The sequence below is a fragment of the Gudongella oleilytica genome, assembly GCF_004101785.1.
Classification (GTDB): domain Bacteria; phylum Bacillota; class Clostridia; order Tissierellales; family Tissierellaceae; genus Gudongella; species Gudongella oleilytica.
This window is the reverse complement of the sequence record NZ_CP035130.1, coordinates 779,800-799,254: the sequence shown is the minus strand read 5'-3', so window position 1 is coordinate 799,254 and position 19,455 is coordinate 779,800. Positions and strand designations below refer to the sequence as shown.

Here is a 19,455-nt window from a genome sequence, read left to right as displayed (position 1 = left end):
CTCGTCTAAAGCAGAATTCTCAGTGGATGCTCCAGAGATTCCTTTAGCTTTGCAAGGAATATGGCTGCAACTGCACCGTCAACTGTCCTGTGGTCAGCAGTCAGTGACAATTTCATTATCGGTCTAATGCAAACACAGCCATCAACAACAATTGGGGTATCAATGATCGCATTAACTCCAAGAATTGCTGATTCAGGCTGATTTATTATTGGTGTGAAGCTTTCTATACCAAACATTCCAATGTTTGTTATTGTGAAGGTGCCTCCTTCTATCTCATCTGTCGTCAGTTGATTTGTCTTTGCCCTGAAGGACAAGTCTTTGATTTCTCCGGATATCTCTTCAAGCGACTTAACGTGAGCATTTTTTATGACAGGAACTAAAAGACCATCCTCTAAAGCAACAGCAATCCCCATATTCACATAATTTCGCATAACTATATCTTCCCCATCCAGGGAGCAGTTGAGATATGGGTGCTCAAGCAGCAGCAGCGAAGTTATTTTAGCAATGAGGTCAGTATAGGTTACATTCCTTTCACCCTTTAGCTCCTCCCGTAATGCTTTGAGGTTTGTCATATCAATGGAAATGGTAAAGTTTACAGTTGGTGCTATCAACGAGCTCTCACTCATCCTCTTAGCTATGATTTTTCTCATAGTGGTCATAGGCATCCTGCTATCCTCTGGATGAGCCATCGAATAATATTTAGCTTGTTTTTCTGCTCTTATAACATCGTCCTTCATGATCCTCGAACCACTTGAGATGCCCGATATATCCACTCCCAGCTTTTCAGCTGCAATGTAAGCAGCAGGGCTCGCCTTTACTTTTCTTTTGTTTTCAATTGCATTTTTTACGTCGTCAAGAACTATCCTGCCTTGAGGACCTGTTCCATCGATCGATGCTATATCTATCCCTTCGTCCTCGGCAAGCTTTTTAGCCACTGGAGAAATTTTCACTTTCTCAGCTTTCTCGATTCTTTTGTCCTGCTCAATCATTTTTCCTGGCTCCAGTGTTTTATCCTCTGATTTGATACCGTAACCCTCAGTTACATCAGCCAATAAAGATGAAATATCCTCATCTGAACTACCCATTATACCAACTGGTGTCATGATTGGAACAATAGCGCCTGCTTTCACTAATATCTTTCTAAGTATCCCATCCTCTGTTGCTTCAGCATCATTGGTTATCTTGTCAGTCTCAATACTGAACAATTTATCCCCTGACTTTATTGAGTCCCCTTCTTCCTTATACCACTTGACAAGCTTTCCTTCCTTCATGGTAAGCCCTAACTTGGGCATGACTATTTTTTTTGCCATTTTACCTCCTCCTCTGGTGTTACCGATTAAAGAATCCATTTAATTGGGCAGATTCTATTGTTTTCTTTATATTGACCCTGTATGGTCCATCTCTGGTTATCTTAAATTCAAAAACATCTCCCTTTTTGAATGGAAGCTCCCTCTCGCCATCAAGAGCCATTATTCCCTTGTAGTCCATAGGCATAGAGAAAATCTCACCAAGTGGGTGGATCAATGGCTCATCAACGCGTATTTTCTTCATTGTGCCGGCTGCAATTGGAGCCACCAACTGAAATTCTCCAGCATTTACATTGATAGATGCTCCAAAATCATCATCCTCACCGATGATTTTCTTTACTCCCACAATGGTCGAGAAACCGATTGATGCAGGGTTAGCTCTGGATACTATGACCCTTTGGATATCTTCGGGATCCCAAATTGCTCTTGATCCTATGTAGGTCTGCTTCGATATAACACAGTCTACCAAGGCAATATCCAGCATCCTTCCATCCTTGTATATCTCTATTCTCTTGTCCCTCCGACAGGACTGTCCCAGATTACTCGTTCTTGTTGACACTGCCGCAGCAGCAATACCTACAACTGTTCCCTCAAGCATTTCAGGGTAAACATTGTTCGTCCCCGTAGAGATGCTTATCAGTGGAGTAGTGGTGATTGATTTGGCTACTGCTCTGCTGGTGCCATCACCTCCAAGTGCAATAATACATTGCACCTTATTTTCCTCCATAAGCCTGGCAGCTAAAATTGTATCCTCAACACTTCCTTTGACTATCATATCAAGTATTTCGACTGATATTTTAAGCTCCTTTGAACTCTTAAGGGCTTCGGATGCTTTGTACCCTATCAGGAATGTATCCGGCATGATCACGACACTCTTAACTCCTGCCCCCTGAGCAGCCAGAATTATTCTTTTAACGATATTGATCTTCTCATTATTGTCAACTACAGTAGCATGGGAGACAAGCCGCCTGATGTCTTTTCCCGATGCAGGATTAGCTATAATACCGATTGTACTCATCTTTTCACCCCTTGGGAGGAGGCAACAATTGTTGCCTCCATTTAGAATAGCTTTTTAACAGCCTTTACAATGTCATCTGCATCTGGAACATAGTACTTCTCAAGTACAGGCGAGAAAGGAACAGGAGTATCCATAGCACATACTCTGAGTACGGGTGCATCGAGATAATCAAAGCCTTCCTCTGCAATTATTGCCGATATCTCTCCAGCAAAACTTCCTCTTTTGTTTTCCTCTGTCACAATCACAATCTTATTCGTCTTCTCCAGTGATTTCAGAATGCCTTTCTTGTCAAGTGGGAAGAGTGTTCTTGGATCAAATACCTCAGCCTCAATACCCTCAGCTGAAAGCTTTTCGGCCGCTGCAAGAGCCTCATGAACCATCTTTCCGGTTGCGACTATGGTTACGTCACTTCCCTCTCTCTTGACGTCCCCTATCCCAAACTTTATTGGAGCCATATTCTCGTCCACTTCACCTTTAGCACCATAAAGCACCTTATGCTCAAGGAATATTACCGGATTATCGTCATCTATTGATTGAAGCAACAAACCATAGGCATCTGAAGGTGTTGAAGGATATACGACCTTTAGTCCCGGAATATGTGCCAACCAAGCTTCCAGAGACTGGGAGTGCTGAGCTGCTGCACTTATTCCAGCACCTAATGGCAATCTCACTACCATTGGCAGGTTGATCTTACCACCAAACATATATCTCATCTTTGCTGCCTGATTGACCAGTTGATCCGCTCCTACAGTTGCAAAATCTATGAACATAAGCTCAGCAATAGGTCTTAACCCAGTAGCTGCTGCTCCTACTGCAGTTCCAATTATTACGCCCTCTGAGATTGGAGTATCCATTACTCTCTCTTCTCCAAATTCGTCGAACATACCAGCTGAAACCCCAAAGCAGCCCCCAAATGCTCCAACGTCTTCGCCAAAAAGAATTACGTTCTTATCCTCTCTCATTCGCTTATTCATAGCCTCTCTGATGGCTTCCATCATACTCATGGTTTTCATCTATCTTACCTCCTCTACGATATCAGTATAAATATCCTGAACGATGGACTCTAAAGAAGGCACAGGGCTATCTTCTGCAAATTTAACTGCTGCTGCAATTTCCTTGAGGATTTCTTCATCTATTTTCTTAAGCTCTTCCTCTGTGACTATTTCATTATCCAATAAATAAGCTACAGCTTTTGGTAGAGGATCCTTCGCCATCCACTCCTGGACCTCATCTGATGGTCTGTAGGTTGTCGGATCGCCCTCAAAGTGGCCTTTATGCCTGTAGGTTTTACATTCGATCAGAGTAGGACCTTGACCGCTTCTTGCCCTGGCTACTGCTTCAGTAGCTGCTTCGTATACGGCAAATATATCATTACCATCTACCACTACTCCAGGGATATTGTAGGCTACCGCTCTATCAGCCACATCCTGAATAGCCTGATGTCTGGCTTGGGACATTGAAATCCCGTAAAGGTTGTTCTCGCAAACGAATACCACTGGAAGCTTCCATATGCTTGCAAGGTTTATCGATTCGTGGAATGTACCCTGGTTTGTTGAGCCATCACCAAAGAAACATGCACAAACCTGACCGGACTTTCTATATTTAGCGCTTAACCCTGCACCTACTGAAATATTTTGTCCAGCTCCTACAATCCCGTTTGCACCCAGAATCCCTTTTGTTGCATCAGCGATGTGCATTGAACCGCCCTTGCCTTTACAGTATCCTGTTTCTTTCCCAAAGAGCTCAGCCATCATGTACTTGGTTTCTCCACCCTTAGCAATTATATGCCCATGTCCTCTATGAGTGCTGGTGATGTAATCATCTTCATTCAAGCTTGAGCAAACTCCCGTCGCAACAGCCTCCTCTCCGAGATACAGGTGAACGAACCCAGGTATTATGCCTTCTGCAAATAACCTGCTTGCATTTGTTTCGAATTCTCTGATTCTCTTCATAACCTTGTACATCTCAACTATCTTTTCATTTGTCAGATCCAAGAAAATCCCTCCTTAAAGTATAAATACTTCGACACAAGCCAGGGCTGCTTCTATTGTATTATCATTATCTCCTAAAGCTGGTATATACAACCCTGGTATAGTCAAACCGCCTTTTACTGCCTCGACCTTGACACTGCCTATTGGCAGCTGCTCCTTTATCTTCCTATCATCCACCTCCTCCGGTCTTGAAACGGCGACTGTAACCTCGATCTCAACCGACGTATTCAAATCCTTGATTCCCAAAACTTCCTCCAGCCCACACAAGCATGATCTCGATACTGCATCCTTTACTGCTTTGGCTGCAGCCTTTGAGATGTCTTGTCCGTGTAAGTCCATGCCCATACCAAACTCGATAATAAATCTTTTTCTGGACTCTCCTTCCATATCTCTATGTATTCCCCCTCTCTTTTCTTTACGGTAACTACTGATATACTAAGCAATTATCATGCCAACCGATCTATTTGTGTATTATCAGCATTTATCAACGCTGCTAAGATTTTAAAAAAAATAAAATTCCCGATTATGGGAATTTTATTTTCCCAATTACGGGAATTTTCCTATGAACGATATTTTCTTGGTTCAATACTATACTCTTTTATTTTTCTGTATAGCGCAGATTTACTTACACCAAGTATGCTGCTGGCCTCAATCACCTGACCTCCAGTATGCTCAAGAACCTTCTCAATAGCTGTTTTCTCATGGTTCCTTATAGTCATATCGTTGGAAATGATAAAATCGGAATAATATATATCAGCCTGCTTCTTCTCAGCAGTTTCATTGATCAAATCACCCTCGGTAAGGTGAAATGCCCTTTCCACTATATTTTGGAGTTCTCTGACGTTTCCTTTCCAGTTATGCTCCATCAACCCATTTATGAACTCAAGTGAAAAATACTTCCTTGTTCCACTAACCATGTTTAATCGCTTTAAGAAGTATTCTGCTAATAGTTCAATATCCTCTATTCTATCTCTCAACGGTGGGATATTGACTTTAAACACATTGAGCCTGTAGTACAGATCCTCTCTGAAATTACGGTTTCTTACCTCCTCAAAAAGATTCCTGTTGGTGGCGACAATGACTCTAACATCGAGCTTCATCGGAATCTTTCCACCAATTCTGGTTATAGTGTAATCATCAAGAACTCTTAAAAGCTTGGCTTGAACGTCAAGAGGAAGCTCTCCAATTTCATCCATAAATAATGTTCCACCGTTAGCCAGCTCAAATTTTCCGATCTTACCTTCTTTTACAGCGCCAGTAAAAGCTCCCCTCTCATATCCAAACAGCTCGCTTTCAACCAGGTCTCTCGGCAGTGAAGCACAATTTATAGCAACGAAAGGGCCGTCATTCCTATTGCTTGAATTATGTATTGCATGAGCAAAAAGCTCTTTCCCTGTTCCGCTCTCTCCCTCTATGAGAACACATCCCCTGGTCTTGGCAAACTTGTACGCTTCTTTTATTGACGACTTCATTATAGGATTCTTGGTAAGGATACTGTCAAAAGTATACGTAGCCTTGTTCCCTGCAACAACATTTGCTGTTTTGTGAAGCTCCTTCATTTCCCTGAACATTACTATCATTCCTGTAAAGCTATCATGTATATTCATGGGTGCTATCCTTATGTTGCAAGGAATGCTCTTGCCTTTAATATAAAAGTTCCAATCCAATCTTCTCCGGTAATGATCGGGACTTAGGAAAATCTTATCCCCCAAAATTGTTCTGATATCCTTGGAATCCAGATCACCTCTGGAAATTCCCAGTATTTTTTCGCCTGTTTTATTTACCCTCGTTATATTGTAATCACCGTCTATTATCATGACCCCATCCCAAATCGACTCGATAGTCGTATCAATTAGCGCATATGACCTCCAAAGCGACAGTTGATTCTGAATGGAGTATGCAGCAGAAACGACGATACCTAATGTATGCTTATGAGCTCCATTGGAGTACCCTGACATGTCAAGAACTCCGATAAGTTTACCTTCAGAGTCGTGTATTGGCGCAGCTGAGCAAGTCCATGTGTGATGGCTTTTACAATAGTGCTCAGCTCCAATAGTTTGAATTGGTTTATCTTCAGCAATACAAGTACCGATTGCATTAGTGCCTACATACTCTTCAGACCATAAAGATCCTGTGCTGAACCTCAGCTTTTCTGCTTCAAGCTTGATTCCTTCTTCGCCAATGATATGCAGTATCAAGCCACTGCTGTCAGTTAATACCAGAACGAATTCAGTACCAAGTACTATGCTGTTTAAATTGTCCATTATTGGTTTTGCTATCTCCAGAAGCTCTCTGTTTTTTCTCAATGCTGCATTTAGAACTTCATCGGATACCTTAGTTCCATCTCCACCGTAAGGATCCACTCCATGGTCACGGCATCTTCGCCATGATCTTAATATAATAGGGTTAATATCACTGGGCTCAACATTGTTTTGGACAAAGTTTAGCCATGCATTTTCAAATTTCTCCATTAATATTTCGTTCAAGAGAACACGCCCCTTTTCATAACGGATACCACCATATATAAGGCTCAGCACCGTCAACCACTCCCAGAAGTATTTCATCTCTGACTTCGCTGAAGTAATGCTCAAGAGCTTTTCTGACAGCCGGGATCTCTATCCTTTCAACTGCCTGAGACCTTTCTATCCAATGTAAGGTCCCCTCATCACTATCGGTTACTTCTGTCAATGATGTTCTGCCAAAAAATATATGGTTTATGACTATTTCCTTACCCACATGATTATAAATGATGTACTTAAGGTCGAGGGTCTCGATGGTGTATCTGTCCAGCCCGGTTTCTTCTCTTATTTCTCTATAGATAGCGGTATAAGGATCATTTATCTCCTCAGGCTCGATGTGACCTCCAACACCAAACCACTTCCCAGGTCCTATCGCTTTGTGATCCCCTCTCTTTAGCATAAGCACCTTGTCTTCATTAAGCAAAAAAGCAGTAACAATGTTCCTGAACCTATGCACAATGATCACCTCAGATAGTAATTATTCCTCTAATACAATTCTGGTCTCCTATGCTTAAGGAGCGGCAGTTGATTCCGAACTTTTCTTATATGGTCCCTGTCAAGCTCACAATAGAGGATGCCTTCCTCAGAGCCGAGTTGATCAACTATATCTCCCCACGGACTTGTGACGATAGAATGTCCATAGGCTGTATAGGGACCTGAGAAATCTCTGGCTGGTGAGCAAAGCAGCATATAAAGCTGATTATCAAGAGCCCTTACCCTTGCTGAAATATGCCAATGTGCCGGTCCTGTGGTCATATTGAATGCAGCAGGCACCAAAATAGCCTCCGCACCCTCCAGTGCAAGTTTTCTTGAAAACTCCGGGAACCTTATATCATAGCAGATCATAAGCCCAATCCTCATGTCCTCTATAGCAAAAATAGTTGACCACTCGCCTGGTGTAAGTGTGTCGGACTCCTTAAATGTTATACCGCCCTCCACATCTACATCGAATAGATGGGCTTTCCTATGCTTGGCTATAAGCTTTCCTTCATCCGAGTAAACATACGCAGTATTATAAAGCTTATCTCCTTCTCTCTCAGGCACCGAGCCTCCGGCTATGTATATCTTAAGCTCTTTTGAGAGCTCCTCCATCCATCGATTGCTCCTTCCGGGATACTCCTCTGCATAAACGGGGAACCTGGAATTGTCATAAGGTGTATTGAACATCTCTGGAAGCAATACCAGCCTGACTCCATTTGATGCTGCCTCGCGTATCATTTTCTCTGCCACTTTAAGATTTTCTTCTTTGTCATCCACTACTTTTAACTGGATCAGTGCTGTTTTAAGTGTTTTCAATTTGATCATCAACTCCTATATAAAAGTACTTTCAACTATAAAATAAGCTGCCAAACCTCCTGGGCGATTTTGTTAACAAACTCTCTTCTACTCTGATTATACCAATTTTGGAACAACTTTACCCTGTTTGTGAAAATAATCATCAATCAGCTCAAAGTTCTGTTCATAGTTAAGATGGGTATATATTTTGCGGAAGGCAGGTGTTATTTATGGACCCATTTATGGGCGAGGCCATATCAGAGGCAAGGCTTGGAGTTGAGAATAGAGATGGTGGTCCATTTGGTGCGGTGATAGTATGTAACGGTGCCATTGTTGGAAGAGGCCACAATAAGGTCATTGGAACGAATGATCCTACTGCTCATGCAGAAATCAATGCAATACGTGAAGCCTGCAAAAATCTCGGGAAATTTGATCTGTCCGACTGCAGTCTGTATACCACATGCGAACCATGCCCAATGTGCTATGCGGCCATCCATTGGGCTCGAATAACTGACGTCTATTACGGCTGTGATAGATATGATGCCGCACACATTGGATTCGATGATAAGATACTCTATGATATACTGCCTCGTCAGGATGATTTAGCATCTGTAAAGCTTACTCAATTGGAAAGGGATTCCTGCCTTGAGGTCTTTAAGCTTTACGAAATGGATGAAAAAAGAACATTATACTGAGAAAGGATACTGGCTGTTTACCGGTATCCTTTTTTTTATATTGTATCCCGGCTATTGAGTTTTCTTAGCAGCTCAGCCTCATCCAAACCATACATTTTGCAAAATTCCTCAATTGTATCGAACAGATGACTACACATAACACATTTACCGATCAAATCGTCATATGGCTTGAAAATTACTTCCTTTTCAGGATGATCTGCAACGATATCCAATATCTTATCTGTTTTAGTAAACATCTATGCCTCCACTAACTCTTCTTGCAAATCTCTATAAAGCCTTCAAAAAACCTTAAGTATTTTGCATCAGTCTGGATCATCATCTCAGGATGCCACTGGACTGCTGCAAGAAACCTTTCGCCTTCCAGTTCAAATCCCTCTACCAGCCCATCCTTTGCATGCAATGTCGGGATCAAACCTTTTCCCAGGTCCTTAGCAGCCTGGTGGTGAAGACTATTGGTACCGATCTCGCCATCAAATATTCCGTGCATCCAGGAGCCTTCCTTTACCTTCAGGATATGCGCAGGATAGTATTTAGGGAAAATTCCAAGACTATGATTCATCCCCTCAGGTCTTTGAGTTTTCATGTCCTGATATAAAGTACCGCCAAAGGCTATATTGATCAGCTGGAATCCCCTGCAAATGCCAAGAACCGGTATAGAAGTTTCTCTGATGACCCGATTCAAAAGCTCAAACTCAAATCCGTCTCTCAGTGTATCGATAGTGCCAAGCCCGAATATTGGTTCCTCACCATAAAGGGCTGGATCTATATCTGCTCCGCCAGTAAATACTATTCCGTCCAGACCCTTTACCAGTTCCCAGATGGTATCCACGCTGTCTGTAATAGGTAGTATCACTGGTGCTCCTCCGGCTCTCTCAACAGCTCTTATATAATCTGATGCTATCAGCTGCCAGTCCTGAGTTTTCGCGCCTATGCCTTCATTTACCCCAAGCGTGTCTGTTGTTGTGTAGTTTAATGTTATACCTATTACCGGTCTCATTTTAATCTCCTCCCAATTATGTTTAATCATTGTCATTGTACCCGCTCTGATCCTTTCTAACCCTATCCTGTCATGAAATATTCCAGTTGTGGTAAAATGGGTATCTATGGCAAATAAAACCTTCGGAGATATATATGAGTACAGCTTGTAAAAAGAACACAGCATTCTTTTTAATAGGCCAGATGGTATCGCTCTTTGGATCTGGCCTTGTTCAGTATGCCATAATGTGACACATCACCCTGGAAACTCAATCAGGGGTCATAAAAAGCTAAGAGCTAAGAAAATGAAAAAAGAACATTGAACAATAAAAAATAGTAGGTAGCAGTTAGTTGTTAGCAAAAGAAAATACCCTCCATTTTCGTTCATTCAGATATAAAATGTCTTAAAATGAGCGTTTATGGAGGATATTTTTTGCTAATCACTATTCACTATTCGTTATTCACTGCGACCAAAGGTCGCCTCAACCGCTTCTTTTATCTGCTCCAACGCCTGCTTCAGCTGATATCTTGGGTGAGCAGCATTCATTCTCATATACCCGTCGAGACTTCTGCAGAAATCCTTTCCATTATTCAAACCAACCTTAGCCTTTTTGACAAAAAACTCATTCAGCTCCTTTGAATCCATCCCCAGTTCTCTGCAATCCAGCCACATCAGATATGTAGCCTGAGGAAGTGTCATCTTTATCTGCGGGATCTCCCTGTCGAGATATTCCTTGACAAACCTCATGTTTTCACCGACATACTCCAGCATTTGGTCCAGCCACTCATCTCCATGTCTCCAGGCTGCCTCCATGGCGACAAGACTGAAGCAGTTGTTTCTATGGATATCAAGACCACTCCAGAATCCGTCGAATCTCTTCTTCCAATCCGCCCTGTGGAATACGATAGAACATGCCTGCAGACCTGCGAGGTTAAAGGTTTTTGTAGCTGCAAAGCAGATGATAGTATTTTTCTTCAGCTCCTCAGACAATGTTCCAAAGGCTGTGTACTTATTCCCATAAAGTTCAAGGTCTCCGTGTATCTCATCAGATATTACAGGAACATTATACTTCAGGCAAAGCTCTCCCATTTTTACAAGTTCTTCCTTGGTCCATATTCTTCCTATTGGATTATGGGGATTGCATAGAATAAACAGCTTTACTCCGGATTTCAGCTTCTCCTCGAAATCCACAAAGTCGATAACATGCCAGCCATCCTTTTCCAGAAGCTTGTTTTCAACTACTTCTCTTCCTTCCCATACCTCGACCACGTTGTAAAACTCAGGGTAAACAGGGGTCTGTATTAAGACCTTTTCCCCTGGCTGAACAAATTCCCTTACCAGCTCAGCCATTGCAGGAACAATACCTACTGCAAAGCTCATCGTATCAGGATCCAACTTCCATCCGTGTCTTCTTAGTTGGAACTCTGAAGCCGCCTCCTTATAGCTCAGTGGTTTTGAAACATATCCAAATATACCATGCTCTGCTCGCTTGATCATAGCGTCTATGATTGGCTGAGCGGTTCTGAAGTCCATGTCTGCTATCCACAACGGAATAACATCATCTGTACCAAATTTCTTCATTCTCTCGTCGTATTTTACTGAATTAAAATCTCTTCTGTCTATCACTTCGTCAAAATTATACTTCACTCTAATCCCTCCCATAATTCCCTCATGTCCTCATCCAATACCTGACCTTCTGCCACCATGCAGGTAGGCCCGGTCAAATAGATCGAATAACTGTCATCTCTCTTTTCAAGCTCAATAAATAGAGTCCCCCCGGGCTTCTCGATTCTCACCCTGTCTTCTTTGATTATTCCCTTTAATCTCACTGCCAGAGCAATGGATCCTGCACCTGTTCCGCAGGCAAGTGTAAAATCCTCTACTCCTCGCTCGAAGGTTATTGCTTTTAATCCATCTTGACCATCCAACTGGCAGAAATTTATGTTTGCGCCCTTCGGAAATGAGCTGTGGTTTCTCAGAACCCTTCCAAGCTGTCGCAGCTCGTCTTGATCCATGTCTGACATACCCTCAAGGTATACAACTGCGTGAGGAAGCCCTGGATTCCCCAACTCAATATAGGAGCATTTATAACTGCTCCCTCCGATCTCGATATCATGATCGAGCTGGATATAGGTTGGGTCGTTAAGCTTGACCTTGTACTTCCTTTTATCTACTCTCCAGCCTGTAACCATTCCGGCTGTTGTTTCTATTTTTTGTACAGCCCCCGATAAACCCTTCTCAAATCCATATCTGGCAATGCATCTTGCGCCGTTTCCACACATTTCGCCTATCGTGCCGTCAGAATTAAAAAAGTGCATCCTGAAATCTCCGTCACCTTGAGCTTTGTCGATTATCATCATCCCGTCGGCACCTATGGACATCCTTCTTTGACAAAGGGCTTTTGCAACACTTGGAAACAGTTCTTCAGGTATTTTTTCCACTAAATTGTTTATGATGATGAAATCATTACCTGCACCGTGCATCTTAGTAAATAGCATATGATCCTCCTTACCTCATTGACTCAGGTATCAACTCATTTTTTATCATGTCATCATAGCTTTGACGTTTGACCATAAGCTCAGTTCTTCCATCCTTTACAAGTACAACTGCAGGTATAGGGTTCTTGTTGTAGTTGCTGGCCATAGAATAACCGTAGGCTCCTGTAGTAAAAACAGCCAGTACATCTCCTCGTTCCGCTTTTTGCAGGGCTACATCTCTCATAAGGACATCCCCTGACTCACAGCATTTCCCGCAAACAGTGACGATATCATTAGCCTCAACAGATGCCTTGTTGGCGATTATCCCTCTGTACTTGGCCTGATATAGAGCAGGTCTAATATTGTCAGGCATACCTCCATTTACTGCGACATATTTCCTGATCCCTTCGATTTCCTTTATATTGCCCACGGTATAAAGCGTCATCCCTGCTTCTCCCACAAGGCTTCTGCCTGGTTCAATGACAACTTCTGGTCGTATTCGCCCTTTATCCTTGAAATACTCTTCTATTCTCTCCATCATTGGCTCGAGGAAATAGCTGAAAGGCTTTCTGACCTCGGTTGTATACCTTATCCCAAAGCCTCCGCCAAGGTTGACCTCTTCAACTTCAAAACCGAATTTGTCCTTTGTTTTTTCTATTAGCTCCAAAAGTATTTCAACTGCCTGTAAATGTGAAGAATTATCGAACAGCTGGGAACCAAGATGAAAATGATATCCCTTGAAGTCCACAACCTCTGATTTAATTGCTGCATCAACAGCTGGCATAAGAATATGATCATCCAAAGGCATACCGAACTGTGAATCCTTCTTGCCAGTTACTATGTAATCATGTGAATCACTCCTGACCCCAGGGGTGATTCTGTATAGTATACTGATTTCCTTGCTTTTTTCCTTGCATATATCTTCTATCAGTGAAAGCTCCTCAATCCCGTCTACTATGATCCTTCCTATTCCATATTCAATAGCCATCTCAAGCTCATGGATCTGTTTGTTATTGCCATTGAATTCAATCCTCTCAGGTGGAAATCCAGCTTTTATAGCTGTATACAGCTCTCCGCCTGATACCACATCGATGCATAGACCTTCTCTTTCCATTAGTCTGAATATGCCCATCACACCAAAGGCTTTTGCAGCGTATGCAATTCTTGTCCTTTCATATTTGTCTGTAAAGCATTCCTTCATCTCATTGATCTTGTTTAGGATGTCAGTTTCTGAATAAACGTATAAGGGTGTCCCGAATTTCTCTGCCAGTTCAATCGTATTGCAGCCGTCGTAGTACAGAACCCCTTCTTTTACCTGCTCGATCATTTTTATACCTCCCTTTAATGTGATGCTGCGGTTATTCCTCTCGATTAAAGTATACACTTTGTAGAATAGTCTGGCAATTAACAACCTCAAATTAAGCGAGAAGCGTTAGAGGAAAGCTACAAGGGGAAAGGAGTCAGGCGATAAGCGTTATTCGATAGGCGGCAGCAGGGGCAGACGACCCTGCTGCCTATAATTGTCATCCTGAGCATTAGCGAAGGATCTTAGCTCTTGGCTCTAAACTCTTAGCTGTCTTTAATCTTTTTCTACCTTTTCTGATTGATACTTTATTTCTGAATTTCGCCACTATGTATCTTGATATATTCCAAACGTCCATTTTTACTTGTTGAATGAAAAATATGGATCCTATCTACCAAAGACTTTGGCATAGCCTGTGACATATTGCTCTCGATTTCCTTAATATCTGAAGATAGCCTTACCTTTCTCCCCAGTGTTATATGAGGGATATAGGGTCGTTCTTCGACCTTAAAGCCTGCAGCCATAAGAGTTTTATGAAGCTTATCCCAAAGCAATTGGAGCTCCTGGCTTTCCTCGATTCCGATCCACAATATATCCCCCTCTCGTCTTTTAAATGTGCCTAATCCGAATGGTCTTATGTAGAAAGGCTCAAACTTAATGCTTTTCATAAGCTCCTGAAGCTCAGTTAATCTCCCCGGTTCAACCTCTCCCAGGAATTCTACAGTTAAGTGTATGAGATCTGGTCTTACAAACCTTCCCTTATCGGCTATAACTTCAAGCTTTCTTATTGTGGATTCAATAAGCTTAATAGTTTCATCACTAAAATCGATACCTATAAAAAGCCTCATAGTAACCTCCGTTGATTATATTTACACTGATGTAATATACCCTATCCATTACGAATTGCCACTTTTGAACCACTCCATAAGAAAAATGTTATCCAGTCTATGATCATGGTGGTATACTATAGTAATAAAGAGGCATCTCGAAGGTTATTCAAATGACACGATAAAAATCTTGAAAGGGCGACTTTAAAAAATGAACACTTTGGTCCTGTCAGTATTGTTTTTTCTTTCCATCATATATCTTGAAACTGTTTTAAGACTATTTACATCAACTTTAAGTCATTCAAACGGCTTTTTGTACACTTCATTATTTGGCTCAGTTTTTGCAATATTCCTCGGAATATTGACATCACTGTCGGGGAGTGAGTTTGTTGCCGCAGCGCTATTGTTCATTTTGGGATTCCTCTATGCATCCCAGCTGGTCTACTATAAGATATTCAGAACCTTTTATATTGTCTATTCTGCAGGTCATGCCGGCAAGGTAATGGAATTTGCCAGGGAAGCGATTTATATGATACTGGAGAATATCCGTCTCATACTTCTAATGTTCCTTCCATTTGCTTTGTATATTACTATTGGAAAATCATTGGAGATAAAAGCCTTTGATTCTGGTCAAATAGTTATTCTGCTTGCATTTGCTGCTGTATTACACATTCTTGGCATAGTCGCAGTAAATCAGGGCAGCAGGAACGTGAACTCAGCATATAACCTATACTACAATATTCATCACCCTGAGATGTCAGTCAATAATCTAGGTCTTTTGACCTATATGAGGCTGGACCTTAAGAGGTCATTGCTGGGTTGGGAACCAAAGGAGCTTGGGAGCGGGAAAGCAATAGTTGTTATATCTAAAAATAATCCTGGTGACACTTCTGGATCAACTGAGGAGAAATCAGTAAAGGCGAAACCAAATACTATGGAAATCGACTTTGTCCATCTGGCACAGAATGAGAGGGATCCGCAGCTTAAAAAGCTTCATTCCTACTTCAGCACAATTGAACCGACTACAAAAAATCAATTCACAGGAATGTTCGAGGGTTATAATCTAATATTCATAACCGCTGAAGGGTTTTCTTACCTGGGCATCGATCCTGTGGTAACTCCTACACTTTATAAGATGTACAATGGGGGCTTCAGATTTGAAAACTTCTACACAGCACTTTGGGGAGTGAGTACCTCAGATGGAGAATACGTTGCAACTACCGGTCTCATTCCAAAGAGCGGCGTTTGGAGCTACATGCGATCCAAGGACAACCTGTTGCCCTTTACCATGGGTAATCAGCTGAAAAGACTTGGATATATTACAAAGGCATACCATAACCACTCCTATGACTATTATGACCGACATCTTTCACACCCAAATGCAGGTTATGAGTATAAGGGCTTGGGTAACGGGTTAAACGTAACAAAGACCTGGCCTGAATCCGATCTTGAAATGATGGAGCTTACTCTTCCAGAATACATCGGGAATCAGCCATTCCATGCCTATTATATGACTGTCAGCGGACATATGAGGTATACCTTCAAAGGCAATTTTATTGCTAATAAGAACAAGAAAGTAGTTAAAAATCTTTCATATCCAGATGGAGCAAAAGCTTACCTTGCAACACAGGTGGAGCTGGACAGGGCACTTGAGTATCTTTTGACAGAGCTGGAAAGGGCTGGACTGGCAGAAAAGACTCTTTTTGCGCTTAGTGCAGATCACTACCCTTATGCGCTTGAAAAAAGACAGCTTGATGCTCTTGCAGGTCATGAAATAGAAGAGACCTTTGAGCTCTATAAAAATGCTTTTCTTCTCTATGCTCCTGGGATGAAGCCTATAAGGATAGAAAAACCTGGTTCAAGCCTTGATATTCTTCCGACTATTTCAAATCTTATGGGGCTTGACTATGATTCACGACTCTTGATGGGCAGGGATCTTTTATCTGATTCCAAACCCCTTGTGATACTCTATGACAGGAGCTTTATTACAGACAAGGGAATATTTAACTCCAAATATTCCAAGTTTGAAGCCTTAGGTGAGTTTGCAGATGAAAGCCCCGAAACTAAGGAGGAATACCGAAGAGAGATCTCAGCTATTATTGAGGAGAAATTCTACTACTCAGCTAAGATCCTGGAGCTCGATTACTATAGAAAAATAATGGAGCAATGATCTTTACACGCATTATGAATATCTGGTCAATATTTATTGGGGGAGGCTGGTCAAATGAAAAAGGTGGTTATACAGGTCAATTACGTTGTAAAAGAGGACAAACTCGAGGAATTTATTCAGCTGTTAAGAAAGAATTCGGAAAACAGCCTGGCAGAGCCTGGGTGCTTGAATTATGAGGCAGCCGTAAATGGGAACAGGGTATTCCTGTATGAGAAGTACACAAGCATGGAGGCCTTTGAATATCACAAGTCGACGCCTCATTTCGCATTCTTCGGACCTGCAATTGCAGATCTTCTTGAAAGCAAGGAAATTATGATTTTCGAAGCAATTTGACCTTAAAAAGCTCAGGGATTTCTTCCTGAGCTTTTTTTATCCTCTTATTTAGGAATTCTTTGCCAGCTTAACATTTCTATAATAAATAGCAAGATCCGTTGCTACCATAAGAAGGTTCAGAATATACAGGTACATAATGATGTCGTTGCTATAAAGCAACTTATTGATTATGCCTGAAATATACCCGATAATTACTACTATCAGAAAATAAGGGCTTTTCCCTGCGACTGATCTTGATTTATAGGATTTTATTATCGAAAATGGCCATGCAGCCCCAAAGCAGAGCAGCATAATAGCCTCAAATATGCTCATTCTATCATTTCCTTCCTGTTATTTGTTTACTACGTTTATTGGAGAACCTTCAAGATATCTTTTCAGGTTTTCAAGAGCCAGATCCATAAGTCTGGTCCTGGCCTCCTTTGGAGCCCATGAAATATGCGGAGTGATTATACAATTCCTGGCTTGAAGCAATGGATTATCGGACTTTATCGGCTCGGATGAAACAACATCAAGGGCTGCTCCGGCAACCTTACCGCTATTTAGAGCATCCCTCAAGTCCTCCTCAACGATCAGCTGTCCCCTTGAATTATTAATAATCATGACTCCATCCTTCATTTTGGCTATTGTGTCCTTATTTATTATTCCTTGGGTGGATTCTGTAAGAGGGCAGTGAAGGCTTATCACATCAGACTCTCTAAGCAGTTCCTCGAGGTTTCCATATCGCATCATATCATCCTCAAGTGAAGGATCCGGTGAGTTTGCCATAGCAATAACCTTCATTCCAAGGGCCTTAGTTATTCCTCCCACTGTCCTTCCAATCCTTCCGTAGCCTATGATCCCCATTGTCTTACCCGCCAATTCGACCAACGGATATTTCCAGAATGACCAATCAGGGTTCGACTCCCATTCTCCATTGGCAACTGCATCACTATGAGACCCTACATGATGACAAAGCTCCAATAAAAGCGCGATTGCCATCTGTGCTACCGCATTTGTTCCATAAGTGGGAATATTTGTTACAGTGATCCCCTTTTCTCTTGCAGCTTCAACATCCACTATATTAAAGCCTGTAGCCAGAACTCCAACATACTTCAAATAAGGCATATGATCCATCATATCCCTGTTGAGCAGGGTCTTGTTTAGAAGTATAGCATCTGCATCCCTGCCTCTGTCGATTACGAGCTCACTATTTGAAAGATCATAGGCAGTCCTGTCATAAACCTTGAGATCACCAAGTTTTTCAAATCCTTCCCAGGAAAGGTCCCCGGGATTCAACGTATATCCGTCAAGAACCACTATTTTCATATAAATCCCTCCAGTGCATATCGATATGAACTATTACCTTCAGTGGCTCTGAGCTCTCTTAAAGGCTTCAAAATACGAGTCGCTGTCCATTATCCTGTCTCTGCTTAGTATCAGCTCCTTGCCTAAAGAAATACATAGCCTTTCTGCCATGGCACGCTCTCCTTCGTCCTTGATTGTGGTTATATCCTTAACCTTGGCAGCTCCGATAGTCCTTCGTATCAGCTCCAGCCCTGCGATACCTGTAGAATCCTTAAGCACTTCCTCAAGATACCACTCTCTGACATTTTCGTCCTCAGCAAAAGGCTCCCTGGCATTCACCTTTAGCTTAAGCAAGAATCCCAGCCTGAAGCTTTCAATAAACTCCCTGATAGTGTCCTGAACCCAATATATGAAAATCTCTTTGTTTTCATCGCCTGAGCGGTCTACTGTTGCCCTTATCAGCGGAAAGAACAGATTAGCTATTATATTCCCGACATCGTAGCCCATAGGTCCAAAGAAAGCAAACTCAGGGTCTATTACCTTTACAGACCCTTCCTTTATGAATATTGAACCGGTATGAAGATCCCCATGAATAAGTGATTGTGCCTTTGTAAGGAAATCCATCTTTAATTTTGCAGCCTCGAGATGAAGGGATTTATCAGAATAAAGCTCTCTGTCGGCGAACCCTTCATCCAGAGCTGTTAGGCTGTTTTTTCCTCTCCCATTTAAAAATGGCTCAGTAAAAACCAGCCTTTCTGTGATTTCACACAACTCAGGGTTGATATACTCCTTAACAAGACGCTTCTTTTCCAGTTGGTCCATAATCATATCAGTAGATGGCAAGAGAGTATCCACCAGGAATTCAGCTAAATCTCTGCCTAAATTGTCGAAGGTTCTATAATCAATAAGCTCATCCCTAAGGATTTTATGGTCAGATAGATCCTCCATAACAAGGCAGCACATGACTGGGTCAAAATGATATACCTTAGGGACCATCCCTGGAGAAAGGACGCCTTGATGGATCAAAGCATTGGCTTCTATCCTGTTTCTATCCACGGCAAGCGGGTCACCGCAGGATCTGTCAGCAATATCTGCATGCTTTACTATCAGGGATCTTGTTGAGTCCATGCTGGTTACTCTGAAAACATAGTTGATATTCCCATCACCTATTTCCTCACAACGAAGCAGCTCATTAGGTCCAAAAAAATCCAGCTTCTCCTTCACATATTCAACAATATCGTTCTCCCTCATTCTGAAATGCTCTTCAAATCTTGTCATTT

At 41.9% G+C, this 19,455-nt stretch carries 20 protein-coding genes; 3 read left to right on the top strand and 17 right to left on the bottom strand.

Annotation, left to right across the window (positions count from 1 at the left end):
- Positions 1 to 5: 5 nt before the first annotated feature.
- The 8 genes from EC328_RS03640 to EC328_RS03605 form a co-directional block, all read right to left on the bottom strand.
- Positions 6 to 1,310: a dihydrolipoamide acetyltransferase family protein gene (locus EC328_RS03640; protein ID WP_128425543.1), complete on the bottom strand. Its 1,305-nt coding sequence runs from the start codon at positions 1,308 to 1,310 to the stop codon at positions 6 to 8.
- 19 nt (positions 1,311 to 1,329) lie between these two features.
- On the bottom strand, positions 1,330 to 2,325 hold the full coding sequence (locus EC328_RS03635) for an ATP-NAD kinase family protein (RefSeq protein WP_128425542.1): 996 nt from the start codon (positions 2,323 to 2,325) through the stop codon (positions 1,330 to 1,332).
- Positions 2,326 to 2,366: 41 nt separating this feature from the next.
- Complete coding sequence (locus EC328_RS03630) at positions 2,367 to 3,338, bottom strand: alpha-ketoacid dehydrogenase subunit beta (RefSeq protein ID WP_128425541.1); 972 nt, start codon at positions 3,336 to 3,338, stop codon at positions 2,367 to 2,369.
- Positions 3,339 to 4,319, bottom strand: coding sequence for a pyruvate dehydrogenase (acetyl-transferring) E1 component subunit alpha (gene pdhA, locus EC328_RS03625; protein WP_276318544.1), 981 nt, complete (start codon positions 4,317 to 4,319; stop codon positions 3,339 to 3,341).
- Between the two features lie 12 nt (positions 4,320 to 4,331).
- Complete coding sequence (locus EC328_RS03620) at positions 4,332 to 4,703, bottom strand: Lin0512 family protein (protein ID WP_128425540.1); 372 nt, start codon at positions 4,701 to 4,703, stop codon at positions 4,332 to 4,334.
- Positions 4,704 to 4,876: 173 nt separating this feature from the next.
- Entirely contained in the window at positions 4,877 to 6,802 is a 1,926-nt protein-coding gene (locus EC328_RS03615; RefSeq protein WP_206363911.1) for a sigma-54-dependent Fis family transcriptional regulator, read from the bottom strand.
- Positions 6,803 to 6,818: 16 nt separating this feature from the next.
- On the bottom strand, positions 6,819 to 7,292 hold the full coding sequence (locus EC328_RS03610) for an NUDIX domain-containing protein (RefSeq protein ID WP_128425539.1): 474 nt from the start codon (positions 7,290 to 7,292) through the stop codon (positions 6,819 to 6,821).
- Between the two features lie 29 nt (positions 7,293 to 7,321).
- Positions 7,322 to 8,140: a carbon-nitrogen hydrolase family protein gene (locus EC328_RS03605; RefSeq protein ID WP_164906017.1), complete on the bottom strand. Its 819-nt coding sequence runs from the start codon at positions 8,138 to 8,140 to the stop codon at positions 7,322 to 7,324.
- Positions 8,141 to 8,340: 200 nt separating this feature from the next.
- Between EC328_RS03605 and EC328_RS03600 the strand changes: the two genes are divergently transcribed.
- Positions 8,341 to 8,805 carry a nucleoside deaminase gene (locus tag EC328_RS03600; protein WP_128425538.1) on the top strand — a complete coding sequence of 155 codons (465 nt, stop codon included), beginning with the start codon at positions 8,341 to 8,343 and terminating at the stop codon, positions 8,803 to 8,805.
- A 35-nt stretch (positions 8,806 to 8,840) separates the two neighbouring features.
- On the opposite strand, the gene EC328_RS03595 is transcribed toward EC328_RS03600, so the two are convergent.
- From EC328_RS03595 to thpR, 6 genes are all read right to left on the bottom strand, one after another.
- A complete protein-coding gene (locus EC328_RS03595) occupies positions 8,841 to 9,041 on the bottom strand; it encodes a hypothetical protein (RefSeq protein WP_128425537.1) in 201 nt (66 codons plus the stop codon).
- Between the two features lie 11 nt (positions 9,042 to 9,052).
- Positions 9,053 to 9,802 (bottom strand): gamma-glutamyl-gamma-aminobutyrate hydrolase family protein, encoded by a 750-nt coding sequence (locus EC328_RS03590; RefSeq protein WP_164906016.1) that lies wholly within the window; start codon positions 9,800 to 9,802, stop codon positions 9,053 to 9,055.
- Between the two features lie 435 nt (positions 9,803 to 10,237).
- The gene (locus EC328_RS03585; protein ID WP_128425535.1) at positions 10,238 to 11,428 is read right to left on the bottom strand and encodes a MalY/PatB family protein; all 1,191 of its coding nucleotides are present in this window, start codon (positions 11,426 to 11,428) and stop codon (positions 10,238 to 10,240) included.
- Positions 11,425 to 12,279: a diaminopimelate epimerase gene (gene dapF, locus EC328_RS03580; RefSeq protein ID WP_128425534.1), complete on the bottom strand. Its 855-nt coding sequence runs from the start codon at positions 12,277 to 12,279 to the stop codon at positions 11,425 to 11,427. Before dapF ends, EC328_RS03585 begins: the two co-directional genes overlap by 4 nt.
- 10 nt (positions 12,280 to 12,289) lie before the next feature.
- Positions 12,290 to 13,585, bottom strand: a complete 1,296-nt coding sequence (gene lysA / locus EC328_RS03575) for a diaminopimelate decarboxylase (protein ID WP_128425533.1) — start codon at positions 13,583 to 13,585, stop codon at positions 12,290 to 12,292.
- Between the two features lie 284 nt (positions 13,586 to 13,869).
- Complete coding sequence (thpR, locus tag EC328_RS03570; RefSeq protein WP_128425532.1) at positions 13,870 to 14,409, bottom strand: RNA 2',3'-cyclic phosphodiesterase; 540 nt, start codon at positions 14,407 to 14,409, stop codon at positions 13,870 to 13,872.
- Positions 14,410 to 14,599: 190 nt separating this feature from the next.
- Between thpR and EC328_RS03565 the strand changes: the two genes are divergently transcribed.
- Entirely contained in the window at positions 14,600 to 16,558 is a 1,959-nt protein-coding gene (locus EC328_RS03565; protein ID WP_128425531.1) for an LTA synthase family protein, read from the top strand.
- 54 nt (positions 16,559 to 16,612) lie between these two features.
- On the top strand, positions 16,613 to 16,891 hold the full coding sequence (locus EC328_RS03560) for a putative quinol monooxygenase (protein ID WP_128425530.1): 279 nt from the start codon (positions 16,613 to 16,615) through the stop codon (positions 16,889 to 16,891).
- Between the two features lie 48 nt (positions 16,892 to 16,939).
- Here EC328_RS03560 and EC328_RS03555 read toward each other — a convergent pair whose 3' ends face one another.
- From EC328_RS03555 to mtnK, 3 genes are read right to left on the bottom strand one after another with little or no spacing between them, the layout of a single operon-like run.
- Entirely contained in the window at positions 16,940 to 17,203 is a 264-nt protein-coding gene (locus EC328_RS03555) for a hypothetical protein (protein WP_128425529.1), read from the bottom strand.
- An 18-nt stretch (positions 17,204 to 17,221) separates the two neighbouring features.
- Positions 17,222 to 18,196, bottom strand: a complete 975-nt coding sequence (locus EC328_RS03550) for a D-2-hydroxyacid dehydrogenase (protein WP_128425528.1) — start codon at positions 18,194 to 18,196, stop codon at positions 17,222 to 17,224.
- Between the two features lie 39 nt (positions 18,197 to 18,235).
- Positions 18,236 to 19,453, bottom strand: a complete 1,218-nt coding sequence (mtnK, locus tag EC328_RS03545) for an S-methyl-5-thioribose kinase (RefSeq protein WP_128425527.1) — start codon at positions 19,451 to 19,453, stop codon at positions 18,236 to 18,238.
- Positions 19,454 to 19,455: the final 2 nt, after the last annotated feature.